At 61.4% G+C, this 22,165-nt stretch carries 18 protein-coding genes; 7 read left to right on the top strand and 11 right to left on the bottom strand.

What is annotated here, in order from left to right:
• Positions 1–74: 74 nt before the first annotated feature.
• The 5 genes from B5G40_RS09770 to B5G40_RS09750 form a co-directional block, all read right to left on the bottom strand.
• Positions 75–3,392, bottom strand: a complete 3,318-nt coding sequence (locus B5G40_RS09770) for a PD-(D/E)XK nuclease family protein (RefSeq protein WP_087399486.1) — start codon at positions 3,390–3,392, stop codon at positions 75–77.
• Positions 3,393–3,506: 114 nt separating this feature from the next.
• Complete coding sequence (locus tag B5G40_RS09765) at positions 3,507–3,764, bottom strand: hypothetical protein (RefSeq protein ID WP_087399485.1); 258 nt, start codon at positions 3,762–3,764, stop codon at positions 3,507–3,509.
• Between the two features lie 3 nt (positions 3,765–3,767).
• Positions 3,768–5,243, bottom strand: a complete 1,476-nt coding sequence (gene guaB / locus B5G40_RS09760) for an IMP dehydrogenase (RefSeq protein ID WP_087187407.1) — start codon at positions 5,241–5,243, stop codon at positions 3,768–3,770.
• A gap of 39 nt (positions 5,244–5,282) precedes the next feature.
• A complete protein-coding gene (locus B5G40_RS09755) occupies positions 5,283–6,035 on the bottom strand; it encodes an acyl-[acyl-carrier-protein] thioesterase (protein ID WP_087388857.1) in 753 nt (250 codons plus the stop codon).
• Between the two features lie 3 nt (positions 6,036–6,038).
• Positions 6,039–6,656: a hypothetical protein gene (locus B5G40_RS09750; protein WP_087266333.1), complete on the bottom strand. Its 618-nt coding sequence runs from the start codon at positions 6,654–6,656 to the stop codon at positions 6,039–6,041.
• A 192-nt stretch (positions 6,657–6,848) separates the two neighbouring features.
• Between B5G40_RS09750 and spoVAD the strand changes: the two genes are divergently transcribed.
• The 7 genes from spoVAD (at position 6,849) to B5G40_RS09715 (ending at position 18,227) form a co-directional block, all read left to right on the top strand.
• A complete protein-coding gene (spoVAD, locus tag B5G40_RS09745; RefSeq protein WP_087399484.1) occupies positions 6,849–7,862 on the top strand; it encodes a stage V sporulation protein AD in 1,014 nt (337 codons plus the stop codon).
• 9 nt (positions 7,863–7,871) lie between these two features.
• Entirely contained in the window at positions 7,872–8,240 is a 369-nt protein-coding gene (spoVAE, locus tag B5G40_RS09740; RefSeq protein WP_087187410.1) for a stage V sporulation protein AE, read from the top strand.
• A gap of 116 nt (positions 8,241–8,356) precedes the next feature.
• The gene (locus B5G40_RS09735) at positions 8,357–9,967 is read left to right on the top strand and encodes a CTP synthase (RefSeq protein WP_087399483.1); all 1,611 of its coding nucleotides are present in this window, start codon (positions 8,357–8,359) and stop codon (positions 9,965–9,967) included.
• Positions 9,968–10,204: 237 nt separating this feature from the next.
• Complete coding sequence (gene glnA, locus B5G40_RS09730) at positions 10,205–11,536, top strand: type I glutamate--ammonia ligase (RefSeq protein ID WP_087328204.1); 1,332 nt, start codon at positions 10,205–10,207, stop codon at positions 11,534–11,536.
• Between the two features lie 41 nt (positions 11,537–11,577).
• Entirely contained in the window at positions 11,578–12,114 is a 537-nt protein-coding gene (locus tag B5G40_RS09725; protein ID WP_087399482.1) for an ANTAR domain-containing response regulator, read from the top strand.
• Between the two features lie 114 nt (positions 12,115–12,228).
• Positions 12,229–16,767, top strand: coding sequence for a glutamate synthase large subunit (gene gltB, locus B5G40_RS09720; protein ID WP_087399481.1), 4,539 nt, complete (start codon positions 12,229–12,231; stop codon positions 16,765–16,767).
• Positions 16,768–16,769: 2 nt separating this feature from the next.
• The gene (locus B5G40_RS09715) at positions 16,770–18,227 is read left to right on the top strand and encodes a glutamate synthase subunit beta (RefSeq protein WP_087399480.1); all 1,458 of its coding nucleotides are present in this window, start codon (positions 16,770–16,772) and stop codon (positions 18,225–18,227) included.
• Positions 18,228–18,267: 40 nt separating this feature from the next.
• On the opposite strand, the gene B5G40_RS09710 is transcribed toward B5G40_RS09715, so the two are convergent.
• The 6 genes from B5G40_RS09710 to B5G40_RS09685 all read right to left on the bottom strand — a co-directional run bounded on the left by B5G40_RS09710 (position 18,268) and on the right by B5G40_RS09685 (position 22,155).
• Complete coding sequence (locus B5G40_RS09710; protein WP_087328217.1) at positions 18,268–19,017, bottom strand: PAQR family membrane homeostasis protein TrhA; 750 nt, start codon at positions 19,015–19,017, stop codon at positions 18,268–18,270.
• 240 nt (positions 19,018–19,257) lie between these two features.
• Complete coding sequence (gene tsaD, locus B5G40_RS09705; RefSeq protein WP_087399479.1) at positions 19,258–20,268, bottom strand: tRNA (adenosine(37)-N6)-threonylcarbamoyltransferase complex transferase subunit TsaD; 1,011 nt, start codon at positions 20,266–20,268, stop codon at positions 19,258–19,260.
• 3 nt (positions 20,269–20,271) lie between these two features.
• A complete protein-coding gene (locus tag B5G40_RS09700; RefSeq protein ID WP_087399478.1) occupies positions 20,272–20,865 on the bottom strand; it encodes a GNAT family N-acetyltransferase in 594 nt (197 codons plus the stop codon).
• On the bottom strand, positions 20,858–21,310 hold the full coding sequence (rimI, locus tag B5G40_RS09695) for a ribosomal protein S18-alanine N-acetyltransferase (RefSeq protein WP_087399477.1): 453 nt from the start codon (positions 21,308–21,310) through the stop codon (positions 20,858–20,860). Before rimI ends, B5G40_RS09700 begins: the two co-directional genes overlap by 8 nt.
• A gap of 12 nt (positions 21,311–21,322) precedes the next feature.
• Positions 21,323–21,556 carry a DUF6199 family natural product biosynthesis protein gene (locus B5G40_RS09690; protein ID WP_087187422.1) on the bottom strand — a complete coding sequence of 78 codons (234 nt, stop codon included), beginning with the start codon at positions 21,554–21,556 and terminating at the stop codon, positions 21,323–21,325.
• On the bottom strand, positions 21,541–22,155 hold the full coding sequence (locus tag B5G40_RS09685; protein WP_087399476.1) for a GNAT family N-acetyltransferase: 615 nt from the start codon (positions 22,153–22,155) through the stop codon (positions 21,541–21,543). Before B5G40_RS09685 ends, B5G40_RS09690 begins: the two co-directional genes overlap by 16 nt.
• Between the last annotated feature and the right edge of the window lie 10 nt (positions 22,156–22,165).

Here is a 22,165-nt window from a genome sequence, read left to right as displayed (position 1 = left end):
AAGGAGATTTTGTGCTTGCTCGGTTGGATTTAAACACCAGGCCTTCTATAGCCTGTCCGAAACTGGAGGCAATTTTACTCTTGTTCCACAGCCGCCCAGAACTCCTCGCTCTTGACGGTTGGCAGCCACCGCTTTTTATCGTTCCCCCTGCCCTCCTCAAAATGGCAGGCAGCAGCGTAGTCGCACCACTGGCAGGCATTGTGCTCCGGTCCCCGCCAGAAGGGGTCGGCGTTGATGTTGCCTGCTGCCAGCTCCTGGCCGATCTCCCGCAGGATATGGTCGGTGTGCCGGGCCAGCTTGCCCAACCGTTGGGCGGACACCAGGGCCTCGCCGGTGATCTGGCCGCTCTTGTTTACCCGGATGGGCAGGAACCGGATGGGCCCCTCCTCCGGGTCCTCCATAGCGGCCACCACGGCGGGATCGTCCAGCACCACGCCCTTGCGGCGCAGCTCCGTGTCCACTTTCTTCTGCCGTGCCTCATCACTCATGGCCCGGCTGCCCGCCACCACTGCGTCTCTGGCGGGCAGATAGAGGACGCCAGCCCCTGTCACATCTTGATTGTAAAGGTCTTTTCCCTCACGTTCCAGCGTGAAAAGATAGAGCAGCATCTGAAGGCCCATTCCATGCCAGATATCTGTCAAGTCAAATGACTTGCGTCCCGTCTTGTAGTCTACAATTCGCAGGTATAGCCGTCCGTCGTGAACCCAGCCGTCCACCCGGTCCACAAAGCCGGAGATACTAACGGTGATCCCGTCCACATTCAGCTCCACCGGAGGCAAATCTTTGCCGCTGCCGAAGCCCAATTCAAAGGAGATGGGTTGGAACTGGGAGGCACGCAGCTCCTGGGCCACATTATCCACCACGGCGTATACCGACTTGCGAAGGCGGCGGAACAGATACTGGAACCGGGGGCTCTCCCCCTCCAGTCCCCCCAGCTCTTCCTGCACATATTGCTCCACCACCTGATCGGTAATGGCACGCAGTTCCTCGGGCGGCACCTCCTTCACGCCCCCCCGCTCCTGGCAGGCTCTAAGGACGTGTTCCAGCACAAAGTGGATAAAGGTGCCGTACTCAGGGGCCTGGAATCCGGCGGCCCGCCGGGGCTCCGCCTTCAGTCCGTACTGCATGAAGTAGGAGAAGTGGCAGGCCTTGTACTTGTCCATTCGGGAGGCCGACATGGGCACCCGCCGCCCGTAGAGTACATCCACCGCCGGTCTTGACAGCCGCCCCCGTTCCCGGCAGGCAGCAGAGGTCATCCGCTCCACCAGGGGGGCATACTCCGGCAGAGCCGTGAGGGCTGCCGCCGCCTGGGGGAACCGTCCAGCCAGCTCCAGCGCAGGCCGTGGGGCCGCCAGGCGGAAGGAACCGTCCAGCCTTCCCTCTTCCACCCGGCGCAGATGGGGCAGCAGGGCTCTCAGCCTTGACACCAGGAAGGCAGGGCGGTGCTCTTCTCCCTGGGCCCCTGCGGCAGACCAGCTGACATAAAACCGTTCCCGAGGCAGGGCGCAGGTCTCATAGACGATGGTCATCTCCCGGTACAGCTTGTCCCCTGTCCGTGGGGCAGGCTCCAGGCCGTAGGAAGCCAGCAGGCTGCGGTCATCGTCGCTGAGCAGGCCGGGAGAGGGGGACACCGCCGGGATAGCCCCGTCGTCCGCCCCCAGCAGGAACACCGCCCGGTAACCCTTGTGAGCCAGCCGGGGCATTTCACCGGCGTTCACCCGGTCCAGAGACACAGGGATGGAACCCACGTCGTACTGAGAGAGTACCAGAGAGAACAGTCTGGAGAACTCCTCCAGCTCCATGGGGGTATCCCCCAGGATCTGGGCGCACTGTTCCAGACCGCCGCACAAAATGTCCCACAGCTGGGCGTACTCCTCCGCCAGGGCGGCCTGATCCCGCTCTTGCAATTCCTGGGTCCGCTGTGCCAGACGCTCGGGTACCCCCATAGCCTCCAGCAGGCGGTAGAGAGCCATGGCCTGGCCCTTTCCTGTCTTGTCCGGCTGCTTCCGCAGCTCCTCCAGAGGGGCGGTCACCTGCCGCCGCAGGCCGTTGAGCCGGGCCAGCAGGGCGGTGTCCTCCTCGGTGAATTTGCGCCCATAGCCCTTGGGGTGGTTGGTCCAGTCCTTTTTGCCGGTCCAGGCACTTCCCTCCAGACCCCAGGTCAGGGCATAGTTTTCCAACAGATCTACATCCTCCTGACTCAAATCAGTGAGGCCGGTTTTGAGGCAGCGGAAGAGATCGTCGTACCGGTAGCCCCCGGATACGGTATCCAGTGCCGCAGTAATGAAGGTTAGGATGGGCTTTTCCAGGATGTCACTCATGCGGCTGAGAAATACCGGTACCCCGTAACGGGCAAACACCGTTTCAATGGTGGGTCCATACCCCTCCATGCTGCGGGCGCATACTGCCATATCCCGGAATCGATAGCCCTTCTCCCGCACCAGACGCAGGATCTCCGCCGCCGTCCACTCCACCTCGGAATAGGGGGTGTTGGCGGTAAAGAGGTTGATTTCCTCCCCACCTTCCTCCAGAGGGACAGGTCGGGGAGCAAACAGATTGCCTTCCAAGTGGGCCAGGGCAGCTGTCCGGCCGGTCTGGTCCCCCGTCAGCACCTCCACTTGGGCAGGCACGCCTCGGTCCTTGGCCAGCCGCAGCAGCTGCCGGGCAGTACGCCGGGCGGGGGAAAAGATACCGGTACCCCCCTCATCCTCCTCCAGCTGATCGCAGGTCAAGGCCACCGTCACCGAGGCGCCCTTATCCAGCAGCGCGGAAAGCACCTGCCGCTCCTGGGGGGTGAAGTCGGTGAAAGCATCCACATAGAAGTCCTTGCCCGCCGCCCACTTGGTCCGGGTCAGCTGCTCAGCCAGCCGGGTCAGCTTGTCCCTGGGATCAGCCCACCGTTGGGCAGTCAAGGCCTCATAGGCGCCAAAGATGAGGGAGAGGTCGGTGAGCTTGTCCCCCTCCCCGCCTCCGGTGTCGCTGCCTGCCTCCCACAGCTGTTCGGGGCTGATGCAGCAGCTTTTCAATTCGTCCACCGTGGCCAGCAGACTGCTGAGAAAGGCGGGCTTGCGGGAGGGTCGCTGGTACACTTTGAGCTGATCGGCCACCGACTTGAGTGCGGTATACAGCAGCAGCAGCCGGCCTCCCTGATCCAGAGTGGGCGCCGCCAGACCGCCGTGGGCAGAGAACACCCGGTTAGCAAGCCGTGTGAAGGAGAGCACCTCAGCGTGGAGAGAGACCGCGTTTCCGCCAATGGCACACAGCTGCCGTTCCATGTCGTGGGAGTGCTGCTCGGGCACGATGAGAACCTGTGGCCGGGCAGCCGCCCCCATAGCGGTAAGCATGGCGTAGGTCTTGCCGGTGCCCGCCCGGCCCAACAGCAGCTTGAGCATGGTACTCCCTCCTTTTTGGTCAGTGGTGAGATTATAGCATATTTACCGCTCCCACACAATGCACCGCGCACAAAAGGGGACTGCCGCAAAGGCGGCAGTCCCCTTTTTGGTACTTTACCGAACGCCGTAAGTCTCCCACAGCGCCAGGGTATTCTGATTCATGAGCTTTTCCCCAAACAGCTCCCGGAACTGAGCCGTCTTTTGCTTCCCCTGGGCCTTCAACGCCTCCATTTTGGTAGCGATCTCACCCTGGCGGGCGATCAGGCGCTCATAGGCATTTTCAAAGGCGGCCAGACGGGCAGCGGCAGCTTCGTTCTGCTCCGACGGGATGCTCCAGCGACCGGAAGAATCCTTTTCGGTGATACGCTCCATACCTTACTGGGGATTGACGGTATAGTTGGGAGCTTCCTTGGTGATATAGATATCGTGGGGATGGGACTCCTTCAGACCGGCAGCGGTGATCTGCATGAACTGAGCCTTGGTGTGCAGCTCCTCGATGTTGTGGCAGCCGGTGTAGCCCATGCCGGCCCGCAGGCCGCCGGTGAGCTGGTAGATGGTGTCGCCGGTCAGTCCCTTGTAGGGTACGCGGCCTTCCACGCCTTCGGGCACCAGCTTCTTGTTGTTCTGCTGGAAGTAACGGTCCTTGGAGCCGCAAGCCATGGCGCCCAAAGAGCCCATGCCGCGGTAGACCTTGAACTGACGGCCCTGATAGACCTCGGTGTCCCCGGGGGACTCCTCACAGCCGGCCAGCAGGGAGCCCAGCATGACCACGTTGGCGCCGGCGGCCAGAGCCTTGGCGATATCGCCGGAGTACTTCACGCCGCCGTCGGCGATGATGGGAATGTCGTACTCAGCAGCCACACGGGCGGCATCATAGACAGCGGTGATCTGGGGCACGCCGATACCGGCCACCACGCGGGTGGTACAGATGGAGCCGGGGCCAATACCGATCTTCACGCAGTCGGCACCCGCCTCAATGAGGGCGCGGGTACCCTCGGCGGTAGCCACGTTGCCGGCGATCAGCTGCACGTCGGGGTAGACGGCTTTGATGCGGCGGACACAGTCCAGAATATTGTGGGAGTGGCCGTGGGCGGAGTCCAGGCACAGCACGTCGGCGCCGGCATCCACCAGAGCGCGCACACGGTCCAGCACGTCGGAGGTAACACCGATAGCGGCGCCCACCAGCAGGCGGCCCTTGTCGTCGCGGGCGGAGTTGGGATACACGGTGGCCTTCTCAATGTCCTTGATGGTGATGAGGCCCTTCAGGCGGTACTCGTCGTCCACGATGGGCAGCTTCTCAATCTTGTGCTTGCGGAGGATTTCCTTGGCCTCCTCCAGGGTGACGCCCTCCTTGGCGGTGACCAGGTTGTCCTTGGTCATGACGTTGTCCACCAGCTGGCTCATGTCGGTCTCAAACTTCATGTCCCGGTTGGTGATGATACCGATGAGCTTGCCGTCCTTACAGATGGGCACGCCGGAGATCCGGTACTTGGCCATCAGGGCGTCGGCCTCGGCCAGCGTATGGCCGGGAGCCAGCCAGAAGGGGTTGGTGATAACGCCGTTCTCACTGCGCTTGACCATGTCCACCTGCTCAGCCTGAGCGCCGATGGACATATTCTTGTGGATGATGCCGATGCCGCCTTCACGGGCAATGGCGATGGCCATGCGGTACTCGGTCACCGTGTCCATGGCAGCGCTCATCAGGGGCACATTCAGTTTGATTTTGCGGGTGAGTCTGGTGTGCAGGTCGATGTCCGCAGGCAGAACGTCGCTCTCCGCGGGGATGAGCAGCACGTCGTCAAAGGTAAGGCCCTGCTTCAGAAACTTCTGGTGCTCGTCAGTGTTGACCATAGTGCATCTCCTTTTTCTTTTTATAAAATTTTACCTATTCTACTTGATTGCAGACGCTCTGTCAAGTGGCGTCAGGGTAACCGCACCTTCAAAACGGCTTTTTCCAGCCGCATCAGCGCCCCGGACATAGCGCAGACCATCCTGCTCTCCGGTAAAGAGAGTGATGGTCTCACCCGCCATACACTCCGCCAGATAGTCCACCTGGAGGGCAGAGACGTAAAAATCCTGCCCCAGCTGATCCATTCGGATGGCATCGCAGATGAAGTCGGCATAGCGAACATTGTTCACATGACCGTTGATATCGGTATCGCTGTAGTGCATAGCCCGATGATCCGCCGCCGCCATCTCCTGGGGCAATTTGAACCGGGAGAGGCTCTTGTCCTTACACAACTCGCCCCCGTCGGTACCCTGGAACTCCTCTATCTTGCTCATACGGGCCAGGCGGTGGGTATCCGCGTCGGCCAGCACCCATACGGACACCGCTTCACCTACCGGCTTACCGTCCACAAACAGGTCAAAATCCCGGTAGCTGGAGGCGCCGCTGCCGCCCCGGTGCCAGGTGCGGATGCTGAGGGTCTCATTCCACTTCAGTGGCCGGTCCAGTCGGTACCACATCCGGGCCAACATCCAAAACAGATTGTACTTTTCCATCATCTCCGGCCGGGAGGCATGGAGCTCGCAGGCCGCGGCCACCGCCGCCTCCTGCAAAATGCCCATCAGGCCGGAGGGCTTACAGTGGTTCCAGGGGTCTACATCCCGGGAATCAATGGGGTAGCCGCCCTCAAAATACACCGCTCACCCCTCCTTTTTGCCGCGGATGACCAGCTTTGTCTTGCAGCAGATGTCGTCAATGTCATTGTCGGTAGCCGCCGGGATACGCATGGCAGCTCCGCAGTCGGCACAGAAGAGGTCGATGGAGCTGTAGTTGACCTGGAGCTTCCAGCGGTGAGACCCGCAGGTGCAGGAAATACCGTCCCGCTGGGCAATCTCCTTCAGCTCGGAGAGCACCTCGTGCATCACCAGCTCATCCAGGAAGGCGCCTTTCTCCTCCCCTTCCGCCCGCTCCAGCTTATCGGCAGCGGCCTCCAGCCGCTGGAGGGCGGCAAATACCGGACCTTCTTCACCCACATAGCAGCAGTCCAGGCCGGACTGGGCGCAGGAAAAGGCCAGCACCTTCTGGTGTAAGAACGCCTGGGTGGAGCAGGTCACGGTGTGGTCCCGGCCGCAGGAGAGGCAGGGCACCGTCAATCTCACCCGATCCCCCATCATCTCCACCCGAAGGGCAGACTTGCCGCAGGGACAGGGCAGTTCATTGGCGGACGCCGCCAGTTGAAACACCGTACGCTCTACCGCCACACTCTGGTGGCAGGAAGGGCACAGATAGGCCAGGGTACGTTTGGATTGTTCTTCCATAGCGGACCTCCCGTTCGGCCCGTAAGGCCGGTTGTGCCGGTGACCCGGCAATATATATGTTACATTATAACGCAAACGGGACGGATTGACCAGCCAGTCCGCCTACAAAATCCAGAGTCATATTTTGCGTACTTTTCGTTCAAAATAGTATTTGTCAGGCGGACAGCCGCCCAAGCAAACAGAGGTGAGGATATGGCAAACAAAAAACTGGGCCGGCAGACCGTGGCCCTGCAGGACCCGCCTTCGGTCATCGGCAGCGCAGCCGTGGTGGGCAAGAAAGAAGGGGAAGGTCCTCTGGCCGCCACCTTCGATCACATCAGCCAGGACGATTCCTTTGGAGAACGGAGCTGGGAAAAGGCGGAGAGCGCCATGCAGAAGCTGGCTCTGGCCGCCGCCCTCAGCAAGGCCGGCCTCAGTGTGTCCGGTCTGGACTACCTGCTGGCGGGAGATCTGCTCAACCAGTGTATCGGCTCCGGCTTTGCCGTCCGGGGACAGGATGTGCCCTTCTTTGGGCTGTACGGGGCCTGCTCCACCATGGCGGAGAGTCTGTCCCTGGCCTCCATGCTGCTGGACGGGGGATACGGCACAAAGATCGCGGCCATGACCTCCTCCCACTTCTGCTCCGCCGAGCGGCAGTACCGCTCCCCCCTGGAATATGGAGGCCAGCGCACCCCCACCGCCCAGTGGACGGTGACCGGTTCTGGTTGCGTCATTCTGGCCGACCAGGGGCCGGGGCCCTATATCACCCACGTCACCACCGGCAAAGTGGTGGACAAGGGCATCAAGGACGCGGCCAATATGGGCGCCGCTATGGCGCCCGCCGCCTATTCCACGCTCTCAGCCCATTTTCAGGACACGGGCCGCAAGCCCTCCGACTACGATCTGATCGTCACCGGCGATTTGGGTCAGCTGGGCCATGACATTGTGGCCGACTGGTTCCACCGGGACGGCATGGAGCTGAAAAATTTCAATGACTGCGGCACCTTGATCTACGATCTGGAGGGACAGGACGTCCACTGCGGTGGCTCCGGCTGCGGCTGCTCGGCGGTGGTGCTGGCAGGGATGCTCCTTAACGGTATGGCAGGAGGCCGCTGGAAACGCATCCTGTTCTGCGGCACCGGCGCTCTCCTCTCCCCCACCTCCTCCCAGCAGGGGGAGAGTATCCCCGCCATCTGCCATGCGGTGGCGCTGGACATCAGAAAGTGAGGTATATCCATGGAGATTTTCTGGACCTATGCCCGGGTCTTTCTCTGCGGCGGAACCCTCTGCCTCATCGGGCAGATTCTCATTGACAAGACCTCCCTCACCCCCGCCCGCATCCTGGTCTCCTATGTGGTGGCCGGGGTGATTCTGGGTGGACTCGGGATCTACCCCTGGCTGGTGGAGTGGGGCGGAGCAGGAGCCACCGTGCCCCTCACCGGCTTCGGCTATCTGCTGTCCAAGGGTGTGGCGGAGGCAGTGGCAGAAAAAGGCGCACTGGGCATTCTGACCGGCGGCATTACTGCCGCGGCAGGCGGGATCACCGCGGCGGTGCTTTTCGGCCTGCTGGGGGCTTTGCTCTTCAAATCCCGTCCAAAATCTTGACAAACCGCCCCTGTGGTGGTAAAGTATCCGCCGTGAACGAGGGCGTTCCATGAAATGAGGCCGTACTGCCTCCTTTGATGGACGCCCTCGCTTTTTTATTGTCAGGAGGGGATTGGATGACAAAGTATATTTTTGTGACCGGCGGCGTGGTTTCTGGTTTAGGCAAGGGCATTACGGCCGCTTCCTTGGGCCGGCTGCTGAAAGCCCGGGGCCTGAAGGTGGCCGCTCAGAAACTGGACCCGTACATCAACGTGGACCCGGGCACCATGAGCCCCTATCAGCACGGCGAGGTCTTTGTAACCGAGGATGGGGCGGAGACCGACCTGGATCTGGGCCACTATGAGCGCTTCATTGACGAGGATCTGAATCAGTTCTCCAACCTGACCACCGGCCGGGTATACTCCAACGTCATCGCCAAAGAGCGCCGGGGAGAGTATCTGGGCAAAACGGTGCAGGTCATCCCCCACATCACCGACGAAATCAAGCGCTTTATCTACGCTGTAGGCCGGAAAACAAACGCGGATGTGGTGATCACTGAGATCGGCGGCACCACCGGCGATATGGAGAGCCAGCCCTTTTTGGAGGCCATCCGTCAGGTAGGCCGAGAGGTGGGACAGGGCAACGCCCTCTACATTCATGTAACCCTGGTTCCCTATCTGAAGGCCTCCGGTGAGCACAAGTCCAAGCCCACCCAGCACTCGGTCAAAGAATTGCAGGGCATGGGTATCTCTCCCGACCTCATCGTGCTGCGGTGCGACGAGCCGATTACCGACCGCAGTATTTTTGAAAAGATTGCCGGGTTCTGCAATGTGAAGCCGGACTGCGTCATTGAGAATGTCACTCTTCCCACCCTCTATGAGGCTCCTCTGATGCTGGAGGCCGCTGGTTTTTCCTCTGTGGTGTGTCGGGAGCTGGGACTGGAGGCCCCCGCACCCGACCTGGCCGAGTGGACCGCCCTGGTGGAACAGATCAAAGGTCTGCGCTCCACTGTCACCATTGGTCTGGTGGGCAAATACGTACAGCTCCACGATGCCTATCTGTCAGTAGCCGAGGCTCTCCGCCACGCCGGATATCCCCTGGGAGCCAGGATCCACATTCGCTGGATCGACTCGGAGACCGTTACCGAAGAAAATTACACCCAGGTACTGGAGGATCTGGACGGCATTCTGGTGCCCGGCGGCTTTGGCGCCCGGGGCATCGAGGGCATGATCCTGGCCGCCCGGTACGCCCGGGAACACCAGGTCCCCTATCTGGGTATCTGTCTGGGGATGCAGGTGGCGGTCATCGAGTTTGCCCGCCATGTGGCCGGGCTGACAGACGCCCACTCCGGTGAGTTTGAACCTAAGTGCCCCCACAAGGTCATTGACTTTATGCCCGGCCAGAGCGACGAGATTGACAAGGGCGGCACCCTGCGGCTTGGGGCCTATCCCTGCGCCGTCCAGCCCGGTACCATGCTGGCCCGCTGCTACGGCGCACCCCTGACCCAGGAACGGCACCGCCACCGCTATGAATTCAATAACCAGTTCCGGGAGATCCTCACTGAGGCCGGGCTGATACTCAGCGGTCTTTCCCCCGACGGCCGGCTGGTAGAGGCGGTGGAACTGCCCCACAGCCCCTTCTATGTGGGCGTGCAGTACCATCCGGAGTTTAAGAGCCGCCCCAATCGTCCTCATCCCCTGTTCCACGGCTTTGTGGCCGCTGCCGCTCATCGCCATCGGCAAGCTTAACGCCCCATTTGTGCAAGTCCTTATGTCACTAGTTGCATAAAATTTAGCTCACAAAAGCATTTGTTTTACAGTTATCTTTCCTAAATTCGTCTATTCCGTTAATTTCCTATTGACAAAAACAGCTGTCCACACTATACTTACACCATCAGTTGAGAACGAAGGCGTTCCAACCCGGCCAGGGTGGGAGCGCCTTCTTCTTTTTCTTTCAATATGAAAGAAGGAAAGGAGATACCTGCAATGTCGTACACCAAGGAAGATATCATCCGCATCGTCCATGAGGAGGATATTGAGTTTATCCGCCTCCAGTTCACCGACATCTTTGGTCAGCTGAAGAATGTGGCCATCACCGCCTCCCAGATTGAGAAGGCGGTCAACAATCAAATCATGTTCGACGGTTCCTCCATCGAGGGTTTTGTCCGTATCGACGAGTCTGACCAGTATCTCTATCCTGATCTGAACTCCTTCGTGGTTTTCCCCTGGCGGCCCAGCCACGGCAAGGTGGCCCGTCTGATCTGCGACGTCCACAACCCCGACGGCACCCCCTTTGTGGGCGACCCCCGAGGCACCCTGAAGCGGGTCCTCCAGCGGGCGAAGGACATGGGCTACGATGCCTTCAACGTAGGCCCCGAGGCCGAGTTCTTCCTATTCCAGACCGACGACGAGGGCCGTCCTACCACCAAGACCAACGACGAGGCGGGCTACTTCGATCTGGGCCCCCTGGACCACGGCGAGGGCACCCGCCGGGAGATCTGTATGGCCCTGGAGCAGATGGGCTTCGAGATCGAGGCCAGCCACCACGAAGTGGCCGCAGGTCAGCACGAGATCGACTTCAAGTACGAGGAAGCCCTTCACGCTGCCGACAACATCATGACCTTCAAGCTGGCGGTCAAGACCCTGGCCCAGAAGAACGGCCTTCACGCCACCTTTATGCCAAAGCCCATCTTCGGCATCAACGGCTCGGGAATGCACACCAATATGTCCCTGTTCCGGGGCGGCAAGAACGCATTCTACGATCCCAGTGACGAGCGGGGCCTGTCCAAGGAAGCCTACTCCTTCATCGCCGGTCTGCTGGCCCATGTGAAGGGCATGGCCGCCGTAACCAACCCTCTGGTCAACTCCTACAAGCGTCTGGTGCCCGGCTATGAGGCCCCCTGCTACCTGGCCTGGTCCGCCTCCAACCGCTCCGCCCTCATCCGCATCCCCGCCTCCCGCGGCCAGTCCACTCGTGTGGAGCTCCGCTCCCCCGACCCGGCCTGCAACCCCTACCTGGAACTGGCCGTCTGCCTGGCCGCCGGTCTGGACGGCATCGAGAAGGGCATGGTTCCCCCGGCGGAGGTCACCGAGAACATCTTTGTGATGGATCAGGCCACCCGCGAGGCCCACGGCATCGACTCCCTGCCCAGCTCCCTGGAGGAGGCCATCCAGGCTATGAAGGCCGACTCCCTCATTATGGACACTCTGGGCGAGCACATTACCAGCAACTATCTGGCCGGCAAGGAAGCCGAATGGGATGAGTACCGCACCCGTGTATCCTCCTGGGAGCGGGAGAAGTACATCATCAACTATTGATTTCTCAGCAACACCCTCCTCACAGTTGGGAGTGATGATCCATGGAACAGGTGATCGTTGCCTTTGAAAATACCAAAAGCGCAAGCCGCATCAAGGAGATCCTGGAGACCTCAGGCACGGCCTCCTGTATTCTCTGCAAGACTGCCGACCAGGTCCGCCGCACGGCAAATAAACTCCACATCACTGCAGTGATCTGCGGCTTCAAGCTGGCTGATCAGAGCGCCGAGGCTCTGGCAGGCGATCTGCCCTCCTCCTGTGCCGTCCTGGTTCTGGCCTCCCAGAACCTGCTGGACCTGCTGCAGAACGACGATCTCTTCCAGCTGCCCGCCCCGGTATCCAAAGGGGACCTGACCGCATCGGTGCGGATGCTTCTCCAGATGGGGCGGCGGCTGGAGCGGGCCCTGCGGCCCCGCCGCTCCCCGGAGGAGCTGGAAGTCATTCAGCAGGCCAAAGCCCTGCTGATGGACCGCAACGGCATGACAGAAGAGCAGGCCCACCGCTTTTTGCAGAAGTCCAGTATGGACAACGGCACAAAACTGCTCCAGACCGCCCAAATGGTACTGGACAGCGCAGAATAGGGCAAACTAAACAGGACGAGACAATGCAGTCTCACGGCGGCAGTCGGGGACGTACTGCCGCCGTTTTTTACTACCGTCCCACTGCCCAAACTCACCCGGAAAGGGGAATGAACCATGAAAACAGAAGGCTATCCGCCCCGGGGACTCTATCATCCCGCCTTTGAACACGACAGCTGCGGTATCGGGGCCGTGGTGGACATCCAGGGCAAACCCAGCCACCAGACAGTGGACGACGCACTGAAAATTGTGGAGAAGCTGGAACACCGTGCTGGCAAGGACGCCGAAGGCAAGACCGGCGACGGCGTGGGCATTTTGGTCCAGATCTCCCACCGCTTTTTCTCCAAGGCTGCCCAGGCAGTGGGCATCCAGCTGCCCGGTCCCCGGGATTACGGCGTTGGTATGTTTTTCTTCCCCCAGGATACCCTGAAGCGGGGGCAGGCCAGAAAGATGTTCGAGGTTATCGCCGAGAAGGAGGGCCTCACCTTCCTGGGCTGGCGGGACGTACCGGTGTGCCCCGAAATCCTGGGGCAGAGGGCCCGGGACAAGATGCCTGTCATCCAGCAGGCCTTTGTGGCCCGCCCGACAGACACTGAACAGGGCCTGCCTTTCGACCGGAAGCTCTATATCGCCCGCCGGGTGTTTGAGCAGTCCAACGACAACACCTATGTGCCCTCTCTGTCCAGCCGCACCATTGTTTATAAAGGAATGTTCCTGGTGGACCAGCTGCGGAAGTTCTATCCCGACCTGCAGAGCAAGGACTACCAGTCCGCCATTGCCCTGGTTCACTCCCGATTCTCCACCAACACCAATCCCTCCTGGGAGCGGGCCCACCCCAACCGGCTCATGGCCCACAACGGTGAAATCAACACCATTCGCGGCAACGTGGACCGGATGCTGGCCCGGGAGGAGACTATGTCCTCTCCCCTGCTGGACGATCAGATGGACAAGGTGCTGCCGGTAGTCAATGTAAACGGCTCCGACTCCGCCATGCTGGACAACACCCTGGAATTCCTCATGATGGCGGGCATGGACCTGCCTCTGGCCGTTATGGCCTGTATCCCGGAGCCCTGGATGGAGGACAAGGCCATCTCCCGGTCCAAGCGGGATCTGTACCAATATTACGCCACCCTGATGGAGCCCTGGGACGGCCCGGCCTCCATCCTCTTCTCCGACGGCGACGTGGTAGGGGCGGTGCTGGACCGCAACGGCCTGCGGCCTTCCCGGTATTATGTCACCCGGGACGGGCGGCTCATCCTCTCCTCCGAGGTGGGCGTACTGGATATCCCGGCGGAGCAGATCGTGGAGAAATCCCGGCTCCAGCCCGGGCGGATGCTGCTGGTGGACACCACCCAGGGCCGCATCATCGGCGACGACGAGCTGAAGGAATCCTATGCCGCCCGGCAGCCCTACGGCGAGTGGCTAGACCGCAACCTGCTTCATTTAAAGGATCTGCCCATTCCCAACCGCCGAGTAGAGCGCCACACCAGAGAAGGGCTTCACCGCCTCCAGAAGGCCTTTGGCTACACCTATGAGGATGTGCGCAACACCATCCTCCCCATGGCCCGCACCGGTGCCGAGCCTACTGCCGCCATGGGCACCGACATTCCTCTGGCGGTGCTGGACCACAAGGATCAGCCCCTGTTCAGCTACTTCAAGCAGCTCTTTGCCCAGGTGACCAACCCGCCTATCGACGCCATTCGTGAGGAGATCGTCACCGACACCACTGTCTATGTGGGCGACGACGGCAATCTGCTCTCTGAAACGGCGGATAACTGCCGGGTACTTCAGATCCACAACCCCATCCTCACCTCCACCGATATGATGAAAATCAAGGCCATGAACCAGCCTGGCTTCCAGGTGGAAACGGTGTCCATTCTCTACTATAAGAACACCCCCTTGGACCGGGCCCTGGACCATCTGGCGCTGGCAGTGGACCGCGCCTGGCGAAAGGGCGCCAACATCATTATTCTCTCCGACCGGGGTGTGGATGAGAACCATGTGGCCATCCCCTCCCTGCTGGCAGTATCCGCCATGGAGCAGCACCTGATCCGCACCAAGAAGCGCACCGCCGTCTCCATCCTGCTGGAATCCGCCGAGCCCCGGGATGTCCACCACTTCGCCACCCTGCTGGGTTACGGCGCCCGTGCCATCAGCCCCTACCTGGCTGAGGAAACCATCGTGGAGCTCATCGAGGAGGGTCTGCTGGACAAGGACTACCACACCGCCGTGGCCGACTACAACGCCGCCATTCTCCACGGCATCGTAAAGATCGCCTCCAAGATGGGCATTTCCACCCTCCAGTCCTATCAATCCGCCCAGATCTTTGAGGCCATCGGCATCAACAAGACGGTCATTGACAAATACTTCACCAATACCGTCTCCCGGGTGGGCGGCATCGGCCTGACCGAGATCGCCGCCATGGTGGACCGCAACCACTCCAAGGCCTATGACCCGCTGGGGCTGGGGGCCGATCCTACCCTGGACTCTCTGGGCGCCCACAAGGCCCGGTCCGGCGGTGAGGACCATATGTACAATCCCCAGACCATCCACCTGCTCCAGCAGGCCACCCGCCGGGGGGACTACGATCTGTTCAAGCAATACACCGCCCAGGTGGACGACGAAACCAGTCCCCACACCCTCCGCGGCCTGCTGGACATGAAGTACGCCGACACTCCCCTGCCCCTGGACCAGGTGGAGAGTGTGGACTCCATTGTCAAGCGCTTCAAGACCGGCGCCATGAGCTACGGCTCCATCTCCCGGGAGGCCCATGAGTGTCTGGCCCAGGCCATGAATCTGCTGGGCGGCAAATCCAATTCCGGTGAGGGCGGCGAGGAACCCGACCGTCTGAAAGATCCCGCCCGCAACTCCGCCATCAAGCAGGTGGCTTCCGGGCGATTCGGCGTCACCAGTGAATATCTGGTGTCCGCCAAGGAGATCCAGATCAAGATGGCGCAGGGCGCCAAGCCCGGTGAGGGCGGCCATCTGCCTGCAGGTAAGGTATATCCCTGGATTGCCCGGTGCCGTCACTCCACCCCCGGCGTCACCCTGATTTCTCCCCCGCCCCACCACGACATCTACTCCATTGAGGACCTGGCCCAGCTGATCTACGACCTGAAGTGCGCCAACCGTCAGGCCCGCATCTCGGTGAAGCTGGTCAGCGAGGCAGGCGTGGGCACCATCGCCGCTGGCGTGGCCAAGGCCGGCGCTCAGGTGGTACTGGTATCCGGCTATGACGGCGGCACCGGCGCCGCCCCCCGCACCTCCATTCACAACGCCGGTCTGCCCTGGGAGCTGGGCCTGGCGGAAACCCATCAGACTCTGATCCAGAACGGCCTGCGGTCCCGGGTGGTGGTGGAAACCGACGGCAAGCTGATGAGTGGCCGGGATGTGGCCATTGCCTGTATGCTGGGCGCCGAGGAGTTCGGCTTTGCCACCGCTCCCCTGGTGACCATGGGCTGCGTCATGATGCGGGTGTGCAATCTGGACACCTGCCCTGTAGGCGTTGCCACCCAAAACCCTGAGCTGCGTAAGCGCTTTGCCGGCAAGCCGGAATATGTGGTCAACTTTATGCGCTTCATCGCCCAGGAACTGCGGGAGCATATGGCCAAGCTGGGTGTGCACACCGTGGAGGAGCTGGTGGGCCGCACCGACCTTCTGGCCGTCCGCACCCCGGCAGTCAATGACCGGGCCGCCACGGTAGACCTGTCCGCCATTCTGGACAACCCCTATGTGGGTGCGGAGAAGGCCCATTTCGATCCCGCCGACGTCTACGACTTCCATCTGGAGGACACCGTGGACCTGAAGGTGCTGGAGCGCAAGCTGGGCAGCGCACTGGCTCAGGGCGCTCCCAAGCGCCTGGAGGTGGCGGTCTCCTCCACCGACCGGGCGGTGGGCACCATTCTGGGCTCCGACATTACCCGTCTCCACGGCGACAGCTTGCCCGGCGGCACCTTTACGGTCAAGTGCACCGGCGGCGGCGGCCAGTCCTTTGGCGCTTTCCTGCCCAAGGGCCTGACCCTGGAGCTGGAGGGCGACGCCAACGACTACCTGGGCAAGGGCCTCTCCGGCGGCCGTCTGGTGGTCTATCCCCCCAAGGACAGCACCTTTGATCCCGCGAAAAACATCCTGGTAGGCAACGTAGCCCTCTACGGCGCCACCAGCGGCCAGGCCTACCTGAACGGCGTGGCGGGCGAGCGTTTCTGTGTCCGCAACTCGGGCGCCACCGCCGTGGTGGAGGGCGTGGGCGACCACGGCTGCGAGTATATGACCGGCGGCCGGGTGGTGGTCCTGGGCCCCACCGGCAAGAACTTTGCCGCCGGTATGAGCGGCGGCGTGGCCTATGTGCTGGATGAGCACCGGGACCTGTACCTGCGGCTCAACAAGGCTCTGGTATCCATGGAGCCGGTCACGGAGAAGCACGACGCCGCCGAACTGCGGGAACTGATCCAGGCCCACGCCGACGCCACCGGCTCGGCCAAGGCAAGCTGTATTTTGACTCACTTTGAGGATTATCTGCCTCTGTTCAAGAAGATCCTGCCCCACGACTACGACCGGATGCTGCGCACCATCGCCCAGTATGAGGAGAAGGGCATGAGCCGGGAGGAGGCCCAGGTAGAGGCCTTCTATGTCAATACCCACCAGAAGGGGGAATAACCATGGGAAAACCCACAGGATTTATGGAATATCAGCGCAGGGGGAATCCCTCTGAGACCCCTCTGGAGCGCATCAAGCACTACAACGAGTTTCACCCCCGGCTGGGCCGGGACGACCGGCGGCGGCAGGGCGCCCGGTGCATGGAGTGCGGCGTACCCTTCTGTCAGTCGGGGGCGGTACTGAACGGTATGGTGTCCGGCTGTCCCCTCCACAACCTGATCCCCGAGTGGAACGACCTGGTGTACACCGGCAACTTTACCCATGCACTGGAGCGACTTTTAAAGACCAATAACTTCCCTGAGTTTACCGGTCGGGTGTGCCCCGCCCTGTGCGAGGCAGCCTGCACCTGCGGTCTCCATGGAGACCCGGTTACCGTAAAGGACAATGAGTTGGGTATCATCGAGGACGCTTGGGACCGGGGCCTCATGTCCCCCCGTCCTCCCAAAGCCCGCACCGGCAAAAAGGTGGCGGTGGTTGGTTCTGGCCCTGCCGGTCTGGCCTGTGCCGACCAGCTCAACCATCGGGGCCACAGCGTTACCGTCTTTGAGCGGGAGGACCGGCCCGGAGGCCTTTTGATGTACGGCATTCCCAACATGAAGCTGGAAAAGCCGGTGGTCCAGCGGCGGCTGGACAAGATGGCCGCTGAGGGAATCACGTTCCGTACCGGCGTGGATGTGGGCAAGGACCTCAGCCCGGAGCAGCTGCGGCGGGACTTTGACGCAGTTGTGCTGTGCTGCGGCGCTGCCCAGCCCCGGGATCTGGCCGTTCCCGGCCGGGAGCTGGACGGGGTGTGGTTCGCGGTGGACTTTTTAAAGGAGACCACCCGTTCCCTGCTGACCCACGACCTGGCCGAGGGCACCTACCCCTCTGCCAAGGGCAAGCACGTTGTCATCGTAGGCGGCGGCGACACCGGCAACGACTGCGTTGGCACCTGCATCCGCCACGGCTGCGCCAGCGTGACCCAGCTGGAGATGATGCCCAAGGCCCCCGATCAACGGGCAGAAAATAACCCCTGGCCGGAGTGGCCAAGGGTGTGCAAGACCGATTACGGACAGGAGGAGGCCATCGCCCTCTTTGGCCACGATCCCCGGGTCTATGAGACCACTGTGGCCGAATTGATGGGTGACGAGCACGGCAAGCTGAAGGCGGTGAAAACCGTCAAGCTGGGTCCCGACCACCAGCCCATCGCCGACACCGAAGCGGTGCTGGACTGCGACCTGCTCCTCATTGCCGCCGGGTTCCTGGGACCCCAGGACTATGTACCCGAGCTTTTCGGACTGGAACGCACTCCCCGCTCCTGTGTCAAAACGGCGGAAGGCGGCTACGCCACCACCGTACCCGGCGTCTTTGCCGCTGGCGATATGCGCCGGGGCCAGTCTCTGGTAGTGTGGGCCATCCGGGAGGGCCGTGAGGCCGCCCGGGACGTAGATCAGTATTTGATGGGATACACCAATCTATAAAGAAAGCCCCCCGGCCAAGCCGGGGGGGCTTTTGCTTGATTTACAGCGCGGCGATTACCTGATACATCAGCATGAAGTGGAACAGGGAGCCCGCCAGTATAAACACATGGAAGATCTCATGGCAGCCGAACTTGGGGTTATTGCGGCCAGGCCACTTGACGGCGTAGAGTACACCGCCGATGGTATAGAGCACACCGCCGCCCAGCACCCAAAACATTCCCGCCCCAGGCAGCACCTGCATCAGGGGCACCAAAGCAATGATGGCCAGCCAGCCCATGGCGATATAGATGCCGGAGGTGAGCCAGCGGGGGGCGGAGAGCCATACCAAGGTGAGCACCAGTCCCGCCAGAGCCAGCCCCCAGATCACGCCGAAGAGGCTCCAGCCCCAACCGCCCATCTCCCGCAGGGCTACCAGACACACAGGGGTGTAGCTGCCGGCGATGAGAAAATAGATGGAGGCGTGGTCATACTTCCGCAGGGCAATACGCCCGGCCACGCTGGTATTGATGCAGTGGTACAAGGTGCTGGCGGTATACAGGCCCACCATGCTGATCCCATAAATCAGGAAGGAAACCAGATGCCACACGCTCAGCTCCTCCAGCAGGCAGCGGGCCACCAACAGCACCGTGCCCACGGCGGCCAGCGCCGCGCCCATGCCGTGGGTAATGGCCGACCAGGGCCGCAGACCGTCATAGGGGTCCCGCGCTTGTTTCACCTTCCGGACCGGACGAGCCTTGGGATGATAATAGAGGGCAGAAGGGTTGCCTCTTAAAATATTCTCCTGATTCATACCATACACCTGCCATTCTGTCAAAGCTGATAGGAGATATCTTTTCTTCTCTTATAGTATAGTTCTAATCTTATAATATTGTCAACAGAAAATGGTAATATAATTTTTAAAATTATATTACCATTTCTGTACATGATGTCTGTAGCATACCCTTTTCTCCCCCATCCTATCCTCTTTTCAGAAAAGACAGCAAAAAGCGGCGGTTTTTACAAAAAACCGCCGCTTTTGATTCAAATCCAATTAACCTTTTTTAATGTCCCGGGTGGCGTAGGCGTTCAGGTCCATGCCGCCCCGCTTTCCCGCCAGATATTCATAGTAGCCCTGGCAGCCAATCATGGCCCCGTTGTCCCCGCACAGAGACAGAGGAGGCAGGAACAGCTGATCGCCGGACTGACGGCAGGCTGTCTCCAGATCGGCCCGGATACGGGAATTGGCCGCCACGCCGCCCGCCACAGCAATTTTGCCATAGCCGCAGCGCTTGGCCGCCTCCATGGTACGGGGTACCAGGGTATCGCTGACGGCGGCGGCAAAGGAGGCCGCCAGGCCCTTCATGTCCAGCTCCTCCCCCTTCTGCGCGGTGTTGTGGGCCAGATTGAGCACCGCTGTCTTAAGCCCAGAAAAGGACATATCCAGAGGGGCGTCCGCCACATGAGCCCGGGGCAGCTCGTAGCGGGTATCATCGCCGCCCTGGGCCAGCTTGTCCATAGGGGCCCCGCCGGGATACCCGATGCCCAGCACCCGGGCCACCTTGTCAAAGCACTCCCCCGCCGCGTCGTCCCGGGTAGCACCCAGGATCTCCATATCAGTGTAGCCCTTTACGTCCACGATCATGGTGTTGCCGCCGGAGACACAGAGACACACAAAGGGGGGCTCCAGGTCGGGGTGGGCGATGTAGTTGGCGGCGATATGGCCCCGGACATGATGGACCGGGATGATGGGCACATTGAGGCCGTAGGCCACCGACTTAGCAAAGTTCACGCCCACCAGCAGGGCGCCAATGAGGCCGGGGGCGTAGGTCACCGCCACAGCGTCGATGTCGCTCCGGGTGATCCCCGCCTGCTGGAGGGCCTGATCGGCCAGCCCGGCGATGGCCTCGATGTGCTTGCGGGAGGCAATCTCAGGCACCACGCCGCCGTAAATGGCGTGCATATCCGCCTGGGAGGCGATGGCGTCAGACAGGACGGTGCGGCCGTCCCGCACCACTGCCACGGCAGTCTCGTCGCAGGAGGATTCAATGGCAAGAATATTCATGGTTCATTCCTTCTTTCCGCAGTGAGCCGCCGGAATATGGATCATCCGGCAAAACAGAACAGGGGGCATCTGACTCTGATACAGCCCCCGGTGGGTATTCTGAAGGGTCTCTTCGTCCAGTACACAGGACTCCGACCACACCAACATGGCATAGCGCACGTGGAAAATATCCGCCTGATAAGTCATCAGCCGGAACCCCGCCCGCTGGTAAAAGGCCAATCGGCGGCGGCGCACCTGGTCCTCCTCTGGAGAAATCCCCGGCTCCGGCGCCTCCGCCTCTGCCAGCAGGGTACACGCCGGTCCATACCGGGCTTTCAGCAGTTCCAGTGCCTGGGTGCCCAATCCCTGGCCCCGTCCCTCAGGACACACAGCCAGATAATCCAGCAGGGCACAGTTACCCTCCGCCGTCCGCCATAAAAAGGCATAGGCCAGCAGCGCATCCCCCTCAAAGACACCCCAGGTATCATAGCGTCCAGCCCGGCGCAGGCTACGGATGGAGGTAAAAGGCCGCCGCTCGCTACGGGGAAAATCCCGCTTCACATGGATCCGGTAAACCTGCCGCAGCTGGCTGTCGGTGAGCAGCCGCAGCTCAGGCATGGTCTCCAAACTCCACCGTCATCAGCAGGGCGTCCTCATGCTCCTCCCGGTAGTAGTTCTTCCGGCGACCCACCGTCTGAAAGCCCAGCTTTTCATACAGGGCAATGGCGGGGGCGTTGCTCTCCCGCACCTCCAGAGTGAGGAAGGCCAGGTGGGCCTGCCCAAACCGGATGTAAGCACCCAGGATGGCCTCTGCCACCCCCTGGCGGCGGTAAGCCGGAGCCACCGCGATCTTCTCCAGGGTACCCTCGTCCAGCACGGCCCGCACCTCTCCGTAGCCCAGCACGGTACCGTCCTCCCCCTCGGCCACCACCAGGGAGATCATATCGTTATACAGTTCCTGCTCCAGCAGGACCTCCGACCAGGGGTGGGAAAAGCACTCCCGCTCGATGGCCGCCACCTGGCTCAGGTGGGACTTGTCCATAGGGACCAGTTTATAATTCACAGTATCCGCTCCTTAAAACGCCAAACTGCAGATCAGTTCAACCAGCAGAAACAGCAGGATTCCAACACCCAGCAGGAGAAACAGCACGCCCGCCAGTCGTGTCACCGTGAGATACCAGTCAGATGGCTCTCCGCCTATGGTATCCAGAAAATGTTCCAGCTTCCAGCAGAGTTCCGGCTTGGCCAGCATAAAAATACCCAGGGCAATGCAGGCCAACGCAGCCAGGCACATCAGCAAACGCTCCATTCCGTCTCTCCTTTCTCCATCCACGCCGGTGGGCCGGGCGGCAGCTCATCCGGCCCCAGAGGCACCTTCACATCGGTGCGGTCAGGGCCGTAAATAGCCCTGTGCAGGGCCATCACCGGGGCCAGATCCGCGGGCAGTTCCGGCAGAAAGGTGGTAAACCTCATCCCACAGGTGGCCATATCGTAGGCAGGCACAAAACCGCACCGCTCATAAAACCGAAGCCGCCGCTGCCGTAGCGCATTCTCCGCCAGATCGTCCCCTTCCACTGGCCGCTCCGCCTCAATGAGCAGCAGAGACTTCCCCGCCAGCTGCTCCGCCAGCATGGTGACGATCCTACGCCCCAGGCCCCCGTTCCGCCGGGCGGCGGTGACCCCCAGATAGTCCAACAAAATGCAGCTTTTATCGGCGGGTTCCATCCAGAGGGTGGCGTAACCCAGCAGGGCCTCCCCCTCAAAGAGGCCCCACACCTCATACCGCCCCTGGTCCATCAGGGCCTTGATGTCCGCCAAAGGCTTACACTCATTGGGTGGAAAGGCCTGGGTCAGTTCCTGGTCATACCAGTCTCGCAGTGCGCCGCCGGTCACAGGACGCAATTCCATAACTGCTCCT

The organism is Flavonifractor sp. An9 (assembly GCF_002161245.1).
In the GTDB taxonomy this organism is placed as follows: Bacteria; Bacillota; Clostridia; order Oscillospirales; family Oscillospiraceae; genus Flavonifractor; species Flavonifractor avicola.
This window is presented reverse-complemented; position numbering and strand designations above follow the sequence as displayed.

Excerpts from the sequence above, each read along its gene's own strand:
- B5G40_RS09770 (WP_087399486.1), bottom strand. The coding sequence starts at position 3,392 with ATGCTCAAGCTGCTGTTGGGCCGGGCGGGCACCGGCAAGACCTACGCC.
- B5G40_RS09765 (WP_087399485.1), bottom strand. The coding sequence starts at position 3,764 with ATGGAGCGTATCACCGAAAAGGATTCTTCCGGTCGCTGGAGCATCCCG.
- guaB (WP_087187407.1), bottom strand. The coding sequence starts at position 5,243 with ATGGTCAACACTGACGAGCACCAGAAGTTTCTGAAGCAGGGCCTTACC.
- B5G40_RS09750 (WP_087266333.1), bottom strand. The coding sequence starts at position 6,656 with ATGGAAGAACAATCCAAACGTACCCTGGCCTATCTGTGCCCTTCCTGC.
- spoVAD (WP_087399484.1), top strand. The coding sequence starts at position 6,849 with ATGGCAAACAAAAAACTGGGCCGGCAGACCGTGGCCCTGCAGGACCCG.
- spoVAE (WP_087187410.1), top strand. The coding sequence starts at position 7,872 with ATGGAGATTTTCTGGACCTATGCCCGGGTCTTTCTCTGCGGCGGAACC.
- B5G40_RS09735 (WP_087399483.1), top strand. The coding sequence starts at position 8,357 with ATGACAAAGTATATTTTTGTGACCGGCGGCGTGGTTTCTGGTTTAGGC.
- glnA (WP_087328204.1), top strand. The coding sequence starts at position 10,205 with ATGTCGTACACCAAGGAAGATATCATCCGCATCGTCCATGAGGAGGAT.
- B5G40_RS09725 (WP_087399482.1), top strand. The coding sequence starts at position 11,578 with ATGGAACAGGTGATCGTTGCCTTTGAAAATACCAAAAGCGCAAGCCGC.
- gltB (WP_087399481.1), top strand. The coding sequence starts at position 12,229 with ATGAAAACAGAAGGCTATCCGCCCCGGGGACTCTATCATCCCGCCTTT.
- B5G40_RS09715 (WP_087399480.1), top strand. The coding sequence starts at position 16,770 with ATGGGAAAACCCACAGGATTTATGGAATATCAGCGCAGGGGGAATCCC.
- B5G40_RS09710 (WP_087328217.1), bottom strand. The coding sequence starts at position 19,017 with ATGAATCAGGAGAATATTTTAAGAGGCAACCCTTCTGCCCTCTATTAT.
- tsaD (WP_087399479.1), bottom strand. The coding sequence starts at position 20,268 with ATGAATATTCTTGCCATTGAATCCTCCTGCGACGAGACTGCCGTGGCA.
- B5G40_RS09700 (WP_087399478.1), bottom strand. The coding sequence starts at position 20,865 with ATGCCTGAGCTGCGGCTGCTCACCGACAGCCAGCTGCGGCAGGTTTAC.
- B5G40_RS09690 (WP_087187422.1), bottom strand. The coding sequence starts at position 21,556 with ATGGAGCGTTTGCTGATGTGCCTGGCTGCGTTGGCCTGCATTGCCCTG.
- B5G40_RS09685 (WP_087399476.1), bottom strand. The coding sequence starts at position 22,155 with ATGGAATTGCGTCCTGTGACCGGCGGCGCACTGCGAGACTGGTATGAC.